Annotated in this window: 18 protein-coding genes; 2 read left to right on the top strand and 16 right to left on the bottom strand. The window is 39.2% G+C overall.

The features are described from left to right. Positions 1-300: 300 nt before the first annotated feature. Positions 301-582, top strand: coding sequence for a hypothetical protein (locus tag K9N40_05885; protein MCF7813985.1), 282 nt, complete (start codon positions 301-303; stop codon positions 580-582). Between the two features lie 16 nt (positions 583-598). Further along, positions 599-1,630: a Holliday junction branch migration DNA helicase RuvB gene (ruvB, locus tag K9N40_05880; GenBank protein MCF7813984.1), complete on the top strand. Its 1,032-nt coding sequence runs from the start codon at positions 599-601 to the stop codon at positions 1,628-1,630. Positions 1,631-1,721: 91 nt separating this feature from the next. Here the strand turns inward: ruvB and K9N40_05875 are convergent, their stop codons facing one another. The 16 genes from K9N40_05875 to K9N40_05800 all read right to left on the bottom strand — a co-directional run bounded on the left by K9N40_05875 (position 1,722) and on the right by K9N40_05800 (position 17,406). Further along, entirely contained in the window at positions 1,722-3,260 is a 1,539-nt protein-coding gene (locus K9N40_05875) for a YifB family Mg chelatase-like AAA ATPase (protein ID MCF7813983.1), read from the bottom strand. 9 nt (positions 3,261-3,269) lie between these two features. Beyond that, positions 3,270-5,663, bottom strand: a complete 2,394-nt coding sequence (locus K9N40_05870; GenBank protein ID MCF7813982.1) for a lamin tail domain-containing protein — start codon at positions 5,661-5,663, stop codon at positions 3,270-3,272. A 163-nt stretch (positions 5,664-5,826) separates the two neighbouring features. Next, entirely contained in the window at positions 5,827-6,498 is a 672-nt protein-coding gene (locus tag K9N40_05865; protein ID MCF7813981.1) for a hypothetical protein, read from the bottom strand. Positions 6,499-6,512: 14 nt separating this feature from the next. Further along, on the bottom strand, positions 6,513-7,256 hold the full coding sequence (locus K9N40_05860; GenBank protein MCF7813980.1) for a cache domain-containing protein: 744 nt from the start codon (positions 7,254-7,256) through the stop codon (positions 6,513-6,515). Between the two features lie 22 nt (positions 7,257-7,278). After that, complete coding sequence (locus tag K9N40_05855) at positions 7,279-8,841, bottom strand: NAD(P)H-hydrate dehydratase (protein ID MCF7813979.1); 1,563 nt, start codon at positions 8,839-8,841, stop codon at positions 7,279-7,281. Positions 8,842-9,034: 193 nt separating this feature from the next. Continuing rightward, complete coding sequence (locus tag K9N40_05850) at positions 9,035-10,264, bottom strand: HAMP domain-containing histidine kinase (GenBank protein ID MCF7813978.1); 1,230 nt, start codon at positions 10,262-10,264, stop codon at positions 9,035-9,037. Beyond that, complete coding sequence (mazG, locus tag K9N40_05845) at positions 10,230-11,003, bottom strand: nucleoside triphosphate pyrophosphohydrolase (GenBank protein MCF7813977.1); 774 nt, start codon at positions 11,001-11,003, stop codon at positions 10,230-10,232. The genes K9N40_05850 and mazG overlap by 35 nt, the downstream gene beginning before the upstream one ends. 173 nt (positions 11,004-11,176) lie before the next feature. Next, entirely contained in the window at positions 11,177-12,079 is a 903-nt protein-coding gene (locus K9N40_05840) for a hypothetical protein (GenBank protein ID MCF7813976.1), read from the bottom strand. After that, positions 12,076-12,447, bottom strand: coding sequence for a response regulator (locus K9N40_05835; protein MCF7813975.1), 372 nt, complete (start codon positions 12,445-12,447; stop codon positions 12,076-12,078). The genes K9N40_05840 and K9N40_05835 overlap by 4 nt, the downstream gene beginning before the upstream one ends. Further along, positions 12,448-13,428 carry a hypothetical protein gene (locus K9N40_05830; protein ID MCF7813974.1) on the bottom strand — a complete coding sequence of 327 codons (981 nt, stop codon included), beginning with the start codon at positions 13,426-13,428 and terminating at the stop codon, positions 12,448-12,450. Positions 13,429-13,531: 103 nt separating this feature from the next. Beyond that, positions 13,532-14,038: a hypothetical protein gene (locus K9N40_05825; GenBank protein ID MCF7813973.1), complete on the bottom strand. Its 507-nt coding sequence runs from the start codon at positions 14,036-14,038 to the stop codon at positions 13,532-13,534. Further along, the gene (locus K9N40_05820) at positions 14,035-14,532 is read right to left on the bottom strand and encodes a pyrimidine dimer DNA glycosylase/endonuclease V (GenBank protein MCF7813972.1); all 498 of its coding nucleotides are present in this window, start codon (positions 14,530-14,532) and stop codon (positions 14,035-14,037) included. The genes K9N40_05825 and K9N40_05820 overlap by 4 nt, the downstream gene beginning before the upstream one ends. Then, positions 14,533-14,934, bottom strand: a complete 402-nt coding sequence (locus K9N40_05815) for a biopolymer transporter ExbD (GenBank protein ID MCF7813971.1) — start codon at positions 14,932-14,934, stop codon at positions 14,533-14,535. Then, positions 14,934-15,563 carry a MotA/TolQ/ExbB proton channel family protein gene (locus K9N40_05810; GenBank protein MCF7813970.1) on the bottom strand — a complete coding sequence of 210 codons (630 nt, stop codon included), beginning with the start codon at positions 15,561-15,563 and terminating at the stop codon, positions 14,934-14,936. Before K9N40_05810 ends, K9N40_05815 begins: the two co-directional genes overlap by 1 nt. Positions 15,564-15,936: 373 nt before the next feature. Continuing rightward, entirely contained in the window at positions 15,937-16,761 is an 825-nt protein-coding gene (locus K9N40_05805; protein ID MCF7813969.1) for an energy transducer TonB, read from the bottom strand. A gap of 129 nt (positions 16,762-16,890) precedes the next feature. Then, positions 16,891-17,406 (bottom strand): DUF4136 domain-containing protein, encoded by a 516-nt coding sequence (locus tag K9N40_05800; GenBank protein MCF7813968.1) that lies wholly within the window; start codon positions 17,404-17,406, stop codon positions 16,891-16,893. Between the last annotated feature and the right edge of the window lie 9 nt (positions 17,407-17,415).

The raw sequence follows: 17,415 nt of genomic DNA, 5'->3' as shown, positions 1-17,415 counted from the left end.
ATCGAAAGAATTCCTCGCTGCTCTGCATCGGGGTTTTCCAAATTTTCTCCCCTGTTTGAGGGGAGATCCGGCAGTTGCCGGAGAGGGGTAAATAATGAAAATTCGATTTTCAGCTTGCTGAAATAAATTTAGCGAAATATACCTTGGCTCTGCCACGGTGATAGTCAAATTTAAGAATTTTGTTTAATTTCCCCTTATGGAGGGGGACAGTATACGCAAAATAAATAAATAATTTGCGTATTTGGAATTATTTATTTTTGTTCATCTGTATAAATCTGTGAGCTAAACAAGGAGAATTTTATGATATTTGAAAGACTTTTAGCACTAATTATCATCGGTGGTGGTTTTTTCATCTGGAATGCTATCTTCAAAGCCTATCCTTTGCGCAAAGAGTATGAAGAAAAACCACTTCTGGCCTGGATGTTTGGATTTCTCATTATCATCGGGCAATTAGCTTATATTTATAAAATTTTTTCCAAGCTTTTTATTTATGGTGACTCCGTTCCAATTTTTTTACTTGTCATCATTATCGTTATTTTTGCTTTAATCACATTGATGTTATGGAAAAGATACGGAGAATAATTTAGAAGGAATAAATATGCTGGAAAGAATTACCGACCCGGTGGAGATACCGGAAGAAAAAGATTTTGATAGAACGCTGCGCCCTAAAACATTAAATGAATTCGTGGGGCAGGAACAGATAAAAGAGATTTTAGATATTTCCATTCAAGCTGCCAAAATGCGAAAAGAGCCACTCGACCACGTGCTTTTTTACGGACCTCCCGGTTTGGGTAAAACTACTTTGGCAAACATAATTGCCAACGAGCTGGGCGTAGAAATAAAAGTAAGTGCCGGACCGGTTCTGGAAAAAGCTCCCGACCTGGCTGGAATCTTGACCAATCTGCAGAGAAACGATGTTTTCTTTATCGATGAAATTCACCGTCTCAATCACGTGGTGGAAGAATACATGTATCCTGCCATCGAAGATTTTGAAATGGAAATCATTATCGACAGCGGTCCTTCCGCTCGTTCACTCTCCATCGATATTGAGCCGTTCACACTGATCGGTGCTACCACGCGTGCCGGACTTCTCACTTCGCCGCTCAGAGCTCGTTTCGGGCTTGTCCTGCGGCTGGATTATTACGATGTGAAAAGTATCGAGCACATCGTTAAACGATCAGCAGGCCTGTTAAATATTCCTCTGGAGCAGGAAGGAACCAAAGAGATCGCTCGCCGCAGTCGTGGCACACCGCGAGTGGCAAATCGTCTGCTGCGCCGTGTGCGGGATTATGCTCAGATCAAAGGCGACGGCATCATCACCAAAGAAATTGCCATCAAAGCACTGAAGATGCTGATGGTGGACAACGCTGGTTTGGATGATATGGATAAGCGAATTCTGCTGACGATCATGGAAAATTACGGTGGCGGGCCGGTTGGACTGAAAACGCTGGCAGTTGCTGTGGGCGAAGATGCCGGAACAGTGGAAGAAATTTATGAACCTTATCTGATCCAGCAGGGATTTTTGGACAGAACTGCACAAGGCAGGAAAGCAACCTACAAAGCTTACAAACATTTTGGCATCAAACCAAATGAATCTCAAATGAATGTGTTTGAAGTGGTGGATGAATAGATTTCAGAGATGAGAGTTGAGTAGTGAGAAAGTGAGATTTACTTATATCAAAGAATGTTAGATTTGTTCGTTTCGTTCGTTGCTAAAGCTCTCACTCCCAGAATTTCCTGTCCAAACTGCGATACTGCACAGATTCGCTGATGTGATTCACTTTTATATTTTCACTGCCTTCCAGATCGGCAATGGTGCGGCTTACTTTTAAGATTCTATCGTAAGCTCGAGCTGAAAGCCCCATTTTATCCATCGCTCTTTTCAGGATGTCTTTGCTATCTTCTTCCAACTGGCAGTATTTGCGTATTTGCTTGGGATTCATCTGAGAATTACTGAAAATATTTTCTTCTGTAAAACGTTGCAACTGTAGATTTCTGGAGTCATTTACCCGCTTTCTGATATCTTTTGATCTTTCACCGGAAGGTGCTCCGCTGAGTTGTTCATATTTCACAGCTGGAACTTCCACGTGAATATCGATGCGATCCAGAAGCGGACCGGAAATGCGGGAACGATAACGCTGAATTTGAGCAATTGCGCAACTGCAGGCATGACCTTCCACATTACTGCCAAAATAACCGCAGGGACAGGGATTCATAGAAGCAACCAGCATAAATTTGGCGGGAAATTCCAGACTTTGCGTTGCGCGGGAAATTGTAACAATTTCGTCTTCCAAAGGTTGTCGCAATACTTCCAATACAGATTTTTTGAATTCGGGAAGTTCATCCAGAAACAGTACGCCGTTATGAGAAAGTGAAACTTCTCCCGGTTTGGGATAGCTTCCACCACCAATGAGAGCAACATCGCTGATCGTGTGATGCGGAGAACGAAAAGGACGGCTTGTAATAATTCCGATCTTGCTCCCTGTAAGACCGGCAACAGAATGGATTTTGGTAGTTTCCAGAGATTCTTCCAGAGTAAGGCTGGGAAGAATAGTGGGAATTCTGCGAGCCAGCATGGTTTTACCTGATCCTGGAGGTCCTAGCATTAAAACATTGTGTCCACCGGCTGCAGCTACTTCCAAAGCTCGTTTCACGTGATATTGTCCTTTCACATCGAACATATCTACCGGACTGTCATCAAGGTGATTGAAAATGGAATTCTTATCAACTTTGAGCGGTTCGATCTCGATCTTATCTTCCAGAAAATTAATGACTTCATTCAAAGATGAAACTGGATAAATTTCCAATTCATCGATAATAGCAGCTTCTTTAGCATTTTCATACGGCAGAACAAGACCATCGAATCCGTCCTTCCAACAGGCAACTGCGATAGGTAAAACTCCTTTTACGGGTCGCAGATTTCCATCCAAAGAAAGCTCTCCGATAAATGCCAGTTTATCCAGTTTGTGGGTGTCGATCCTTCCCAGACCATGCAGCAAAGCTAAAGCTGTGGGAACATCCAGAGCAACACCGTCTTTTTTGATATCTGCCGGAGCCAGGTTTACCGTGAAACCAAAATTACCAATGCGAAAACCGGAATTTTTAATTGCTGCCAGAACCCGATCTCGACTTTCTTTTACCGAATTGGAAGGCAATCCCACAAGATTGAAGAAAAAAGTGCCTCCCTTGATATCTGTTTCCACCGTAATCTGCTGAGCTCCAATTCCCTGAATTGCGTAAGAAATTGTTTTACTGTACATCCTTTTCTCCTATTTCCCGATTACAATCGTAATCTTCTTTTCATAAACTTTCTCGCTGTCTCGCGCGGTTGCCTGCATCAAAACTATATAAACCCCAATTGGCAGTTTTTTACCATTATCACCTTTGCCATCCCACACAATTCCACCTTCTGCTGCCATAAGCTGCTGATTTACAAGTTTGCGCACCAACCTTCCTTTCAGATCAAAAATCCGCAATGTCATTCTGCTGATAATTTCCGGCAATTTGTAGTTAAAAATCGTGTGTTCACCACGATAGGGAGAAAATGGATTTGGTTCGGGTTTCAGTTTTGTATTAGCAGGCAGAATTTGCACAAAAATGCTGTTTTCAGTAGCGGGAGTGCAGCCGTTAACCGCTGGTCCCCAATTATTTTCCGTGGCTGGAAGACAGCTGTTCACACGTTCAATGGAAATTCCTGACAGATCGTCATTCCATTCGGGAAAATAGAAGAAAGTTTCGATCAAATTTCCGCATTCATCCAGAAGAGAAATTTGTTCTCCGTTATTGGAAAGTGAAGACAATCCCAGGAAAATCTCGATTTCAGATAGATCATAAAGCTGCTGCAAAGTATCGGCATCCGAATACGAAGAAGTTACAAGAGCAAATTCTTCATCAAAGAACGGCAAACAAAGCGTGTCTTCATCTACAACCAGATAAAACTCTTCCAAATCTGGAACTGGAAAATTCTGTTTGATTTCCAACCATTCGGGCAGATCATCAGAAGGATCGTACATGATCTCATTTATCACAAACGGCAGAGCAGAACGATTAAAGAAAGAATGCGCAAAGTTGTTGCTTTCATCCATGTCTTCATCAGAATAAATTTCGTAATTAAATTCATAATAACCATTGGAAGGAAAATCAGTATTAAAAACAATTTCCAAACTATCTGTAATAATTAAATTTTCTATATAGACTTCTTGCTGATTTCCTGTTTCTAATTCGGTTTTAAAACAGGTTAACAAAACAGAATTAATATTTTCCAAACCACGGTTTTCCACAAAAATCGTATGCTGGATTTCCCCATCAATTTCTTCTATATCTCTGAATTCTAATGAAAGATCTTTTTCAATTGGTAAAACGCTATTTTGTAAAGACGGAGTTCCCAGGGAATCCAGACTGACCAGCCACTCAATATTTTCATCATCAAAAGGATTTACTCTTTCCAGCGAAAAATCTGAAGGACAACCTGAACCATCATAATACATCGAATCAAAAACAACGGAATAATTATCCATAAAAGTCAGGCTTTCTTCTGTATTGTTCAACGAAGTCCAATCATCACTTTGAATTACCAGATTTGGATCGATTTCGGGATAGATCTGAAACATCAAATTTGCATCTTCGCAGACTACTATAAAGTCATTTGGCTGCAAGACGCATGAGAAGTTGATTTGACCGCCACTTGCATCAATTATTTTCCAGTTATCCACAAGATATCCACAATCTCCGCGATTAAAAATTTCCAGCCACTCCTGATTGGTACTTTGTGGACGGAACAAAACTTCATTTAGAACAAGATCAGAATTTGCAGTTAAGATGGAATTAGCTGCAAAGTTGTTGTCTAATATATTGTCATACATGTAAATAACTTCAGCAGAGATCAGATTGTAATTTGCTGAAAACTGTTCAAGATTGCAGGAAAACGGGATGGAACTTTCAGCCGGAATCTCTGGCAGATCATAACTTCCATAAAATTCAGTATTTATAGTGATTTCTACGCTTGCTTCGTAGTTATCCACATTTTCTGTGGATAAGTTAAAGACCTCTGTTTCAAGCCAGTAATCACCGTTATTCAGCACGATTTCAACATCGTAAACTGCTAAATCTATCGGATAAAAATTCTCTTCACCTGGTGTAGGATTTTCACATTCAAAAAAATCCTGTTCACAATTATTGGAATCTATTCCATCCTGCTTGCGAGCCAGGGAATTTCCACTACTCACATCCACCGCAAAAAAACTGCCCGGACTGGAAATATCATCAGGAAGATTATTTGAGTTTGGTGAATCGTAGAGAATAGTATCGGTGTAAAAACCGTCATAAGAAATAATGCGAATTCCATCGGTGGCAGAACCACCATTCTGAAAAGAAAGATCAGTTATCAAATCAGTATCTGGGACAAATTCTTCACCGATCAGAAGAAAACCATGCGGCTGAATATTGATTGAAGGTAAAATAAAAACCAGAGAAAAACTGGTTCCGGCTTTTACAATTGTCCAATTATGAAGATTGATAAGATCGTTAGAATTATTGTACAGTTCGATCCATTCATAACCACCATCCGACCCATCGGGATCGTAAAGGACTTCATTTATTACAACATTCTGTGCATAAATATGAAGACATAGCAATCCAAAAATAAATACAAAAAACTTCTTCATAGCAATCCTCTTTACAGGATTAAGATTACATTATTTCCAAGTTCATTATACTCTTGATGATGCGAATATTGAGAATTGCAATTATTATGTCAATGAATTATTGAATACCACGTAGAAAAAAGCGGATGAAAATATTCTCATCCGCCTGTGAAAATGTGTTTTTCTATTCTTTGTATTTTGCTCTCAAGGAAAGTGAAGCAACATCTCCATTTACTGAATATTCGATCTCATATAAATGTAATTTATCTTCCCAAACAGTCATCGTCTTGGAAGTATTTTCGGCAATTTCCAATTCTTCATTACTCACATTTCTTCCTTCCAGGTTCAGGTTCCATTTAAGTATAAAATAAGAATCGAGTCCATCATTAGAACCGCGAACAGACATATTTATATCTGCGTCATATTCTACAGCATTTCCACTTTTGGAATAGATGGAATAATGTTTTAAAGTTGATGCCAGTTCTACATCCTCACTCTTATTGAGAACTAATTGTCTTGAAATAGCCGGCAAACGATGTTTGCGAAATCTCACTTTTGTTTCCTTGCGGCTTTTTCGCACTCTTAAAGTTGCATAATATCTGGTAAGATAATCTTCCTGATAGTAGATAATGTAGCTGCCAGGCTGCAATTTCTGGTTAAGGCTGGTCAGCCCATCATCATTAGTTTTTCCAACTTTTAATTCTTTACCATTTTCATTGAAATAAACCGGAACTTCCGGTAATCCTTCGACTAAAACTGAAGAACGTCTTATACATTTGGAAATACTGAAAATTATTATGATGAGAAGGAGTGCAATTCCGGCATATTTGATCAAAGCTTTTTGCTTTTCATTCATTCAGATAACCTTTCCTAATAAAAAGAAAGAACATATCTCCAGTCTGAAACAGGGGATTTTTTATAAATGGCAATTTTATTTTTGTCGTTCCACTTGTAGCTTACAGAGCCGTTTTCGCTTGCGATAATCACCTTGATCGCTTCCACCAGAGTAGGAGAAGACTGATTCAGAACATCATCCAATAAATGATCTTTTGTTTCCAGATCGAACATTGTAAAACCATTTGTATTCACAGCATAGAAGTCGTACTCTTCTGGAATGCTAATCTTATTTTTTAGAATATCCCACATTTCTCCCAGAAAAATAGAAGTGCCCAGAATACCTGTAACTTCCTGATTATCAAAAATTGGAACAGCAATCACGAAAGATTTGCGACCGCTGGTTTTGCCGATTATCGGATAACCGACAACAGCATTTCCAGCCAGCAGATCCGGGAAATATCCGCGTGAACTCAAATTGGCATCAACTTTATCTTTTTCGGAAGTGTAATAACTTCCATCGGGCAGACAATACCAGTAAAGTGCTTCAGTTCGATTCTCCGCATCCAGAATGAGTGCTGGCTTAATTTCTTCCCATTCTCCCGATTTCACGACATCACTTGCTGCAATATTTTGCAGACGATTTAATTCATTCTGAACAATTTCATCTACTTTCTGCATAGATGAAGCCAGATATTCCCAATCTTTCGGAGTTACCTTTTTGGTACATGCCGAAAGCAGGATTACCGCTAAAACAACAAAAATCAAAAACTTTTTCATCTTTTCTCCTTGGCTATTTTTTTTACGTTATCTTAAATAAATTTTCAATAATATCTGATGGAATGATCGAAGCCGGATTTCTGATCTCAGCCAGTTTTTCAGAAGTTTCTCCCAGCAGGTAGGAAGCTGAAATTGCTGAATTTCGCAAATCTAATTTCTGACCAAGAAATGAAACTATAATACCTGCCAGCACATCGCCGCTGCCACCGGTGGAAAGTCCGTCGTTTCCGGAAATATCAAAAACAAATCCGGATTTGTCGGCAAAGATCGTGGTGGAACTTTTCAGCAGGATATGGCATTTATATTCTTTAACGAATTCTTCCAAACATCTCAGCGGATCAGCCTGTATTTCAGGAATTGTTTTTTGGCAAAGTCGGGCAAATTCACCAATGTGCGGAGTGAGAATGATCTGTTTGCTCTTGATCAAATCTACAAGATCACGATTTTGAGACAGAATATTTAACGAATCTGCATCCAAAACCAGAGGTTTATGCCAGGTTTTCAAGATTTCTTCCAGAAGCTGTCTGGCTTTATTTGTTACTCCGATTCCGGGACCGATGAGAAGAACATCCATTGAATTTAGCTTTTTCTGAAACTCAGCAATCTTCTCCAAATCATCATTATCTGCAGGAATGGAATAAGTCATCACTTCCAGGAGTTGACTCTCGAAGATCAACTCCATTCCGGCAGGATGAAAAAGCGTGATAATTCCAGCACCGGAACGCAGCGCAGAACGGCAAGCCATTACAGCAGCACCACTGAAACCTGGAGATCCGGCGATGATTCCAATTCGACCATAATTTCCTTTGTGAGAAAATCGGGAACGCAGCGGATAAACAACATTTTCAGTTGTTATTAATTTTGCTTTGGGCGGAAATTTTTCGTAAACAGGTTCGGGAATGCCGATATCTACAACTAAGGTTTCACCACTTTTTTCGCGTCCTTTTTCCAGGAAATGCCCGTATTTGTAATTTGCCATTGTCAGTGTAAAATCAGCTTCTACGGCAATTTCTGCCTGTCCGGTATCGGCATCGATCCCGCTGGCAATATCGATGGCAACGACAGGAAGATTTGTTGCATTAATTTTAGTGATCACTTCAGCTCGCCAACCGCGCACTGTTCCTTTTAAACCAACACCGAAAATCGCATCAACGATCAAATCAAAATCCGTTAGTTCAAACTCTGCATCCTCTATTTTTTGGATCGGGATTCTCAACTTCTGGCAATCTTGAAAATTTTCCAAAGTTTCCGGGCTCATTTTGTCTTCGTTTCCCAGCAGGAAGATTTCCGGATAAAAATTCCATTTTTTCAGATAACGTGCTATCACAAAACCATCACCGCCGTTATTTCCTGCTCCGCAGAAAAGAGCTATCTTGAACCTTGAAAAAGTCTCTTCCTCAATATTCTCCTTACTCGACTCTTTCAAGGTTTCTTTCTCATCTTTTGGATAAACCAGCAGTTCATTCCTGATGAATTCGGCACAACCTCTGCCGGCATTTTCCATCAGTTTTTTGCCGGGAATTCCTATTTTCTCGATCGTATATTTATCGAAGGTATACATTTCTTCACGACTTAAAACGTACATTTTTCACTCCTGGATTTCTCAATTTATGATCAATTTCTATTTCGAACGCCTCTGATCAGCAAGCTGATCTTATCCCTTTTCAACGGGTAGCTTAAATTAAAATTTTTATAAGAAGAAATTTCTTTCAAGTTCCCCTTTGTAAGGGGGAATAAAAGGGTGTTGCACATTATAATGTATTTTTTCATAGTTGAGTTCACTTCAACTCAATCTCAAACGTGGTTCCTTTGCCCACTTCACTTTCCAACACTCTGATCTTGCCTTTATGATATTCTTCGATGATCCGTTTTGCCAAACTCAGTCCCAAACCCCAGCCGCGTGCTTTGCTGGTGGTGCCGGGAATAAAGATTTTCTTGTAAGAAGATTTCGGCATTCCCACACCTTCATCAGAAATATGGATAAAGGTTTTTCCTTTCTTTTCAAAAGCTTTTACGGTGATCGTTCCACCTTTCTGCTGCATGGCATCGATAGCATTTTTTATCATATTTTCCAGCGTCCAGGTTATCAGGTCAGGATCGATTTCAATTTTTAGATCTTGAATCTTGCTGATAAATTTGATCTCGATCTTCTTGGAAGCAGTCGGCAGGCGATGCTTGAAATGCTCGATAGTATTGGCAATGATCTCATGTAAACTGCAATCCTGACATTTGATGACAGAGCCAACCTTTCCAAAGCGGGAAGCGATCTTGCTGAGCCGATCCACATCGACTTTCATGTTTTCCAGCATGGAAATCATATCAGGATCATCGCCTTTTTCCTGCAGTTTCATTTCCATGATGTCGATCCAGCCGCGCAAGGATGAAAGCGGCGTTCCAAATTGATGTGCAGTTTCTTTTGCCAGCCCAACCCAGATGATATTCCGTTCACCTTTTTTTAGAACAATAATTCCGTAAATTCCTAATAATAAAAAGATTACGATTAATCCCATATCAATATATGGCATCATTTTCAGTTGGGTAAGCGTGTGAGAATCGCCATAATAAACCCAGCTGTGAACTTTCGGATCGTTCTTGTTGAATTTAAGCGGAATCATTCCGCCTTGAGCTTCCATCTTTTTCAGCATGGAAAGCAGTTCTTCTTTTTCTTTTATATCCAGTTCCTCGAACTCTTTATTTTCAATATCGATATTTTCCCAACTGAATGGTGTCTTCAGGCTATCGACCAGAATGATGGGATAATCGATGCGGGGAATGATCTCTTCCATAAAATATTGAAAGAGAAAATGTTCCAGATTTACATCGGCGGGAAGTCCCAGAAATTTGGAATAAAGATCGGGAACTACTTTTACATCTTTTCTGATATCTCGCAGCAGGGAATTCGTGTATAAAATGAAAAATATCAGCAGAGTTATGCTGCCGAGAATAAAATAAAATGTTACGAACTGACTTCTTCTACTCGTCTTCTTTTGCAATTTCCCAGATTTCATCTAACTGCTCCAGGCTGGCATCCAGCATATTTTTATCACTTTTTTGATAGTGTTCTTCCACTTTTCTAAATCTTCTGTCAAATTTGTCGATAGTTCGGCGCAGAGCCGATTCTGTATCAAATCCCAGTTTGCGGGAAATATTTACGATAGAAAACAGCATATCGCCAAGTTCATCCTGCATTTCTTCCACATCTTTTTGTTGGAAGGCATCGATAAATTCATGAATTTCTTCTTTCAATTTATCCACGGCAGGTTCTACGTCCGGCCAGTCAAAACCAACAGAAGCAGCTTTTTCCTGCATTCTCTGAGCTACGATAAGAGCCGGCATTGCTTTGGGAATTCCGTCAATTGCCGATTTGCGCGATTTCTTTTTTTCCTGGAATTTAATCCGCTCCCAATTCATCTTCACGCCGTCGGCATCGGTGGCATGTCCATCGGCAAAAACATGAGGATGACGGCGAATAAGTTTATCGTTAATTTTTTGAAGCACTTCAGCGATCTCGAATTGTCCGGCTTCTCCGGCTATCTGTGCCTGCATGATGATATGCAGCATCAAATCTCCCAGTTCTTCTGACAGGTGATCGAAATTTTTATTTTCGATCGCTTCGATGGATTCGTAAAGTTCTTCCACGAAATTGGGAATCAGCGATTCATGAGTTTGCTTAATATCCCAGGGACAGCCGTTTTCCCGGTCACGTAATTTTTCTATAATTTCTACCAGTTTATCAAATTCTTTCATAAAATAAATAAATTTCCTTTTTCCTTAATTTTCCCCATTTTAAGAAGGAATGTTCTGCGTTATTATTGATTTTTACTTCCACAGAACAAAGGTTTTTTATATTTTTCATAAACCCTCAGTCCTACTTTCGCCGGACAGCTCCCTTGACAGGGAGCAAATAAGGAATCTTATATTCAAGGAGAAGGGTTTGAAAGATCATTTGTCAAATCCTCTTCTTCCCACTCTTTTATTCGCTTTCTGTTCCTGATCTTTTTCCTGATCACACCGATGATCAGAAACAGTGGTAAAATACTCCAGATCATGCCGGTGGAGGCAAGTAATATTTCCGTGCGGAAATGAGATTTGGCATAATCTTCAAAATATTTGGAAAATTCGGAAGTGCTCATCAGGAAGGCTTTCCTGAAAGCAGATTCAAACGAGCCATCCCGTCTGGAAAAATCCCAGAAACGATAAAATTCAACTCGTTTTTTGTTGTATAAATATTTAACTGCCAATCCCGATTTGGCATAAAAGCTTTCCCATTCGATGCGATTTTTGGGATAACTGTAAGCCATCAAAGCAAGTGGACGAGAATTCCCTAAAACATAATTTTTGGCAAAATTAAATTCCCGATCAAATCCCATATCTCCGCTAAAATAAACTGCCATTCCTTCATGAAACCAGAGGGGTGCATTTTTGTAAAATTTAGAGATAAAATGGTGGATATATTCGTGCAGAAGAATTCTCTGCAAAGTAATTATACTTTTCAATTCAGATGGATTTCGCAGGTAGATGGAATCAGATTTTCTGCTGTAAAATGCCTGGCTGAATTCCAGGATATTATTGCTGCTTCCGGTCCAGGTTTGATATTCGGCTTTATCTTTTGCAATATGGATTTTGATGCGATCATCCAGATAATATCCCACGCTTTTCTGAAATCCGAAAATTGAGTTATCGAATTGAGAAAGAGTACTTTCCAAAACGTGAATATCATTGTCATTTCCGATCAGGGTTATATTTTCAAATTGTTTTTGCGACTGGGCAAAAAGGAAAAGAGGCAAGATTAACAGCAGAACAACAAATTTTTTCGTGATCATTCTCCCTTGATGCGTTTTTTGATAAGAGCGAAAAGTTTATCTACATCGAAAGGTTTGAATAGAACATCCTGCAGACCATCCTGACGCGATTTTACAACTGTATGATTGGGATCGTAACCAAATCCCGTCATCATGATAATCGGGATATTCTCATCATAATCTCTGGCTCGTTTATAAAGCTCATAACCATCCATATCGGGCATGGCAATATCGGTAAGAAGCAAATCGATATCGCCTTGCATTAAGCGATTCAAAGCCTCGTAGCCGGTATTTTTGGTGATCACTTCCAGATCTTTGCAGCACTGTTTCAGCTCCACTTTCAGGAAGTCTGTCATCGATACTTCGTCATCTACCACCAGAATTTTCATCTAATCATTCATCTCCAACTTCTTTTTCATTTCCATAGTGGATGCTTTATAAATACTCTCTATTTGTTCAAGTTTATTTTTGCAAAATTCTTTGAAAATTATAAATCTTTCGGAATATTCGCTTTTGTCATGAGCCAGAAATTCATTATCGCGATATTCCGGATTTAAAACAACAAAATCATAAATCTTATTTTGGGAAGATATTTGCAACACCATTCCAGCTGAAATATCAATATCAGCATCATTTATTTTCAGTTTGGAATCCAACTTTTTAGTTACATGAAAAAATCTTATTTTATCATAAAAATCTTTTATGATCGCGATCTGCTTTTTTAATTTTTCTGCTTTTTGAAATTCCAAATCAGATTCTAGTTTTTCTAATTTTTTCTGAAGCTCTGGAACTAATTCAACGTTTATCTGAAGGTAGTTTAAAAGCAGCATTTCAGCGAGCTCTGGTTTACTTTTGAGGCACCAGCCCAGGCAGGTTTTATCTTTTAATTTTCGGCAGGGAAAGTTTTCATCTTCGCAGGAAGGAAGCCGAAATAAATCTGCCATCACATCGATGAGATCGTAAAGATAAAATCTATTCTTGAATGGCCCCAGATAATAATAATTTTCTGTTGTGTGCTCTGTAATTTTAAAAAATGGAACATTATAAAAATCGATGGCAAGATAAACGTAATTTTGATATTGTTTTATCGTATCGTTGAACTGTGGATGATGTTTTTCAATGATCTTTTTTTCTTCTAACAGGGCAGAAAAAAGAGAGTCTGTAACCTGGTAATTAATTTTTCGAGTCAGCGAAAAGAGTTGGAAAATATTTTTATCATCCTTTCCTACAGAACGAATATTCTGGATACTTTTTCTTAAATTTTGAGTTTTACCGCAAAAAAGTATATTTGCTTCGCCCGACAGAAAGTAATATCCCGCTTCCTGCGGTATTTCATCTATATTCAAATTTCTTTTTTCTATCTTCTTCATAAATGCAAAGAAAAGTTGAGATATTTGGTGTCAATGGAAAAGGCTGAAAACTATTAGCTAATAAATCTTGTTGCTTAGCTTGAGTTGTGCGACGAAACAACTTTTAATATTTCCTGGAATCGTAAGCCCAATGCAGCAGAGCTTGCCGTTGTTTTCTGCGACAGTAATAATCACCTGGAGTGCAGTTCTTTTTTATTTGTGCGATGTGACGCGTCATCGCTTTCCAGCGTTTTATCTGGCGTTCGTCATCTAAGCAGCGACGTCCCATAAAATATCGGCAATACCACTGAAACCAGCCGCGCGGATCTTCCGGGTAAATCCAGTCTTTTTCTCGCCAAATCTTGAGTGGTTGGGAAGCATTTATCTTGAAAAAATTCAGTTCAGGATCGTGTTTCGTAGAGCATAATTTGGCATTTTCAAACCATTCGATTGGAAATTCGTCTTTGCAATCAGTCATATATTTTCCGCCAAAAACTCCCATTTCCAGCATCTGTTTGGGTGTAAGTTCCGGTTTAAATTCTGGATGAAAATTTGTACCGACAGGTTCGGTGCGATAATAAATATAACCTTGTTGCATTTTATCGTTAACTTCCACTTTTTTCGGTTTCATTTTATAGTCCTTTTAAAGTCTTGAAAACCTGCTTCAAACCAGGCAGGTACAGATCTTTTTGTCCAGGTTGTAAAACCAGATTTTTCCCCAATATAGAAACTTCGATAAGCCTTAACAGCATTGCCTGGCACACGATATTTTTCCGGCATTGCCTGAGCAAATTCTGTTAAACCAAGATCAGGAATAGGCGGCTCTTTCAATTCAAGAGTAACCTTTGCAGATTTGTGATCATCCTTGTGATTAAAACGAAATTTGAATTCTTCATTCAATTTCAGTGTGAAATTTCTCAGCCAGATCCAGTTTGACAATGACTTTCCTGTCCACAATGTACAAGGATGATTGACGTGAGTAGATTTGTAAGGTGCAATTATACCGTTTTCGTTAAGCGCTGTACACAGAATCTGCGTGCTCTCTAGGATCATCTTTACCACATGCTGGTCGGCATGATATTCTGCGCATTTCTGCATATCTTCATCCAGAATAAAGATATTCATTTATTTCTTCTGCTCAGAGGCAATAATTATTTTCTGCAAGCCAAGGCTGCGTGCGATATCCATAATTTGTACAACTATGCCGTGGTGCACAGTTTTATCTGCTTTCAAAAGCAGACTTTTATCTTCCAATTCCTCAGAAATAGTTTTGATTTTAGATTCCAGATCACTCATTTCCACAGCTTCATTATTTACGAAGATCGAGCCGTCTGAATTTACTGAAATTTGCAGTTTGCCGCTTTTTTCACCTTGCGAACTTTTGGTTTCCGGCAGATCGAGTTTCATGCCTGGTTGTTCCACGAAACTGGTGGTGAGCATGAAAAAGATCAGCAGCAGCAAAACCACATCGATAAGTGAAGTGATATTGATGGTAACTTTGCGCTTTTTCTTTTCCAGCAGGCGCATTATTTTTCTCCGGTTCTAAAAACGATGATCTTCTTAAGTAATTGGTTGGAAATGTTTTCAATATCCAGGATCAATTCTTCTGCTTTGCTGGCAAAATAATTGTAAAAGATCAAAGCTGGAATTCCCACAGAAAGTCCCACTGCTGTTGTTATTAGAGCTTCCGATATTCCACCGGAAAGTGCAGACGCTTCTCCCACTCCTTGTACCGAGATCACACTGAAAACTTTGATCATTCCCACCACTGTTCCCAGCAGACCCAGAACCGGTGCTACCGCAGCGATAGTTTCCAGAATTCCCAGACCGCGTTCCAAACTGCGGATTTCCTGACGACCGCTGTCGGAAAGTTCTTCGCGCATCAAAGAATATGAGGTGCCTTTGTGTTTCAAAACCAGGATTATCAGATTGGATAGCACGCTTTTATGTTTTTTGCAGACCGATAACGCCAGTGGAATATCTTCTTCCGATTCAATGTTTTCTATCACACTTTTTACTTCGGGAACGATAACTTTGTGTTTGCGTAAGGTCAGCAGTTTTTCGATTATTATGGCTAATGACAACACACTGCAGATCAGCAGTGGTATCATCAAAATTCCACCCTTTACCAGGAACGACCAGATTTCTGTTAACATGTTTCTCCTATAAAACTATTTTTTTTCGTCAGCATAATGTAATTCCCCTCTTGAGAGGGGTGCGGCTTTAGCCGCGGGGTGTGTTGTTTACACCACAATTATGAAGAATCTTTTTTTCTCCGAGAAGTGAAGCTGATAGAACTTTCACGAGATCCTTCCGTCTTCGCAAAGCTTCGCCGGACACAGTCCACAACGAAGCTACAAGAAACATCAGGATGACGATTTTTCATCTTCAAGCTCCCCTTGGTAAGGGGAGAAATAGAGGGGTTTTCTCGCTAATATTTCGTCAAAAAAGCAAGATGAATTCCTCAATATGACGCCTTTTTTCACCCTCCGAGGACTCAGGATGACGATTTATTCTACACTCTATAATTTATTTTTTCCGCAGAATATAGGAAAACAACGCTGTAATTTCCAGATATTCTTTGGGAAAATTTTCGGGTAAAGGTTTGAACGGAGCAGAAAATTGAATAGCACGTGTACTGGAATTTTCCAGAGAATAATGTGCTGTGCTTTTTAAAATTTCCAGATCTTGAACTGTGCCATCCTGCAACACTTTGAAACGCAACAAAATATCTCCGTCGATTGCACCTAAATGCGTAAAAGCAAAGGGTGGATTGTTATGAGCCTGAACCTTTCTTTTCATTTCCAGAAGATACGGTGCAAATTCCCATTGATAAGTATTCAAGCTCATGCCACCGTGATCTTTTACTTCCGATAAAAGATTTTCATAATCCGCAGTTTGATCATTTAAAACCTGCATCTCTTTTTTAGCTTCATAAGTTTCCAGAAATGACTTTTTGTTTTGCTGCATTTCACTCAATATTTGCGCAACATCGTTTTGTTCTTCCGGCTCATTTTCTTGTTGTTCTTCTGGTGGATTCTGCCTGGCAAATTCAGGAATGTCCACCAATCCCTGTTGATAGGGATTTTCAATTTCCGGAAGTTGATTTTCTCTCTGATCGGCAGCTTTGGTATTTTTATCGGAAACATAATCACTGTTCTCTTCGGGAGCTTGTTCTTCTGCATCATCAGGAGTTTCTACCAATTCAAAAACCAGGCGATCCTCTACCGCCTTTTGCTTTTCAGAAATTCGAGGATTCAAAATGTTTATTTCATCGATCTGGAATAGTAATAAGATAAGAATGTGCAGCAAGATGGAGATCAGTATCGTTATTTTTCTCATCTTATTTTTCATTTTTCTTTCCTGTCCTCAAACTATTTGGAGGTATTTCTGCTGTCTATATTTTTTGATGATCATCTTGCAACCAGCAATCCCGTTATCAAATTCCTTGAATCCATTTCAATCCTTTCTAAATAGGATGTTTTATTTTTTTCCGGGTGGAAAATCTTCTACCAGTTTTTCGGCTGTTTCATTAATGATCTCTTCTACAAATTCTATTCTAACTTCGATTCCTGAAGCCCAGCTTTGCCAGACCAGTTGATCGGTTTTGGCATCAAATATTTTCAAAGTCATCAGAGCTTCTTTGCGCTTATCCACAAATACGTTCCTGTGACCCCAGCCACCATGACGCCAGCCATGATAGGAATGCGTTACATAAACATCTTTCTCGCTTCGTGTTGTCTGTTCATAAGTTAGAATAAAATCGGCATATCTGGATTGGTGTTCAAACCCTTTTGCGATAAGTTCCTGGTTTATTGTATGACGCAGTCTTTTATCCAGAAGCTCATTTTTGAAACGACTGTTGGAACGTGTCATATCCCAGCGAAAAGTTTTGAAATTACTGAAATCTGCGGTTACATCATAATCGCGAACCACATAAATGGTGGAGCAGGAAATCAATGCCAGCAAACTTAATAGAATCATAAATATTTTTTTCATTTTTTTACC

This window comes from Candidatus Cloacimonadota bacterium (assembly GCA_021734245.1).
In the GTDB taxonomy this organism is placed as follows: domain Bacteria; phylum Cloacimonadota; class Cloacimonadia; order Cloacimonadales; family TCS61; genus B137-G9.
This window is presented reverse-complemented; position numbering and strand designations above follow the sequence as displayed.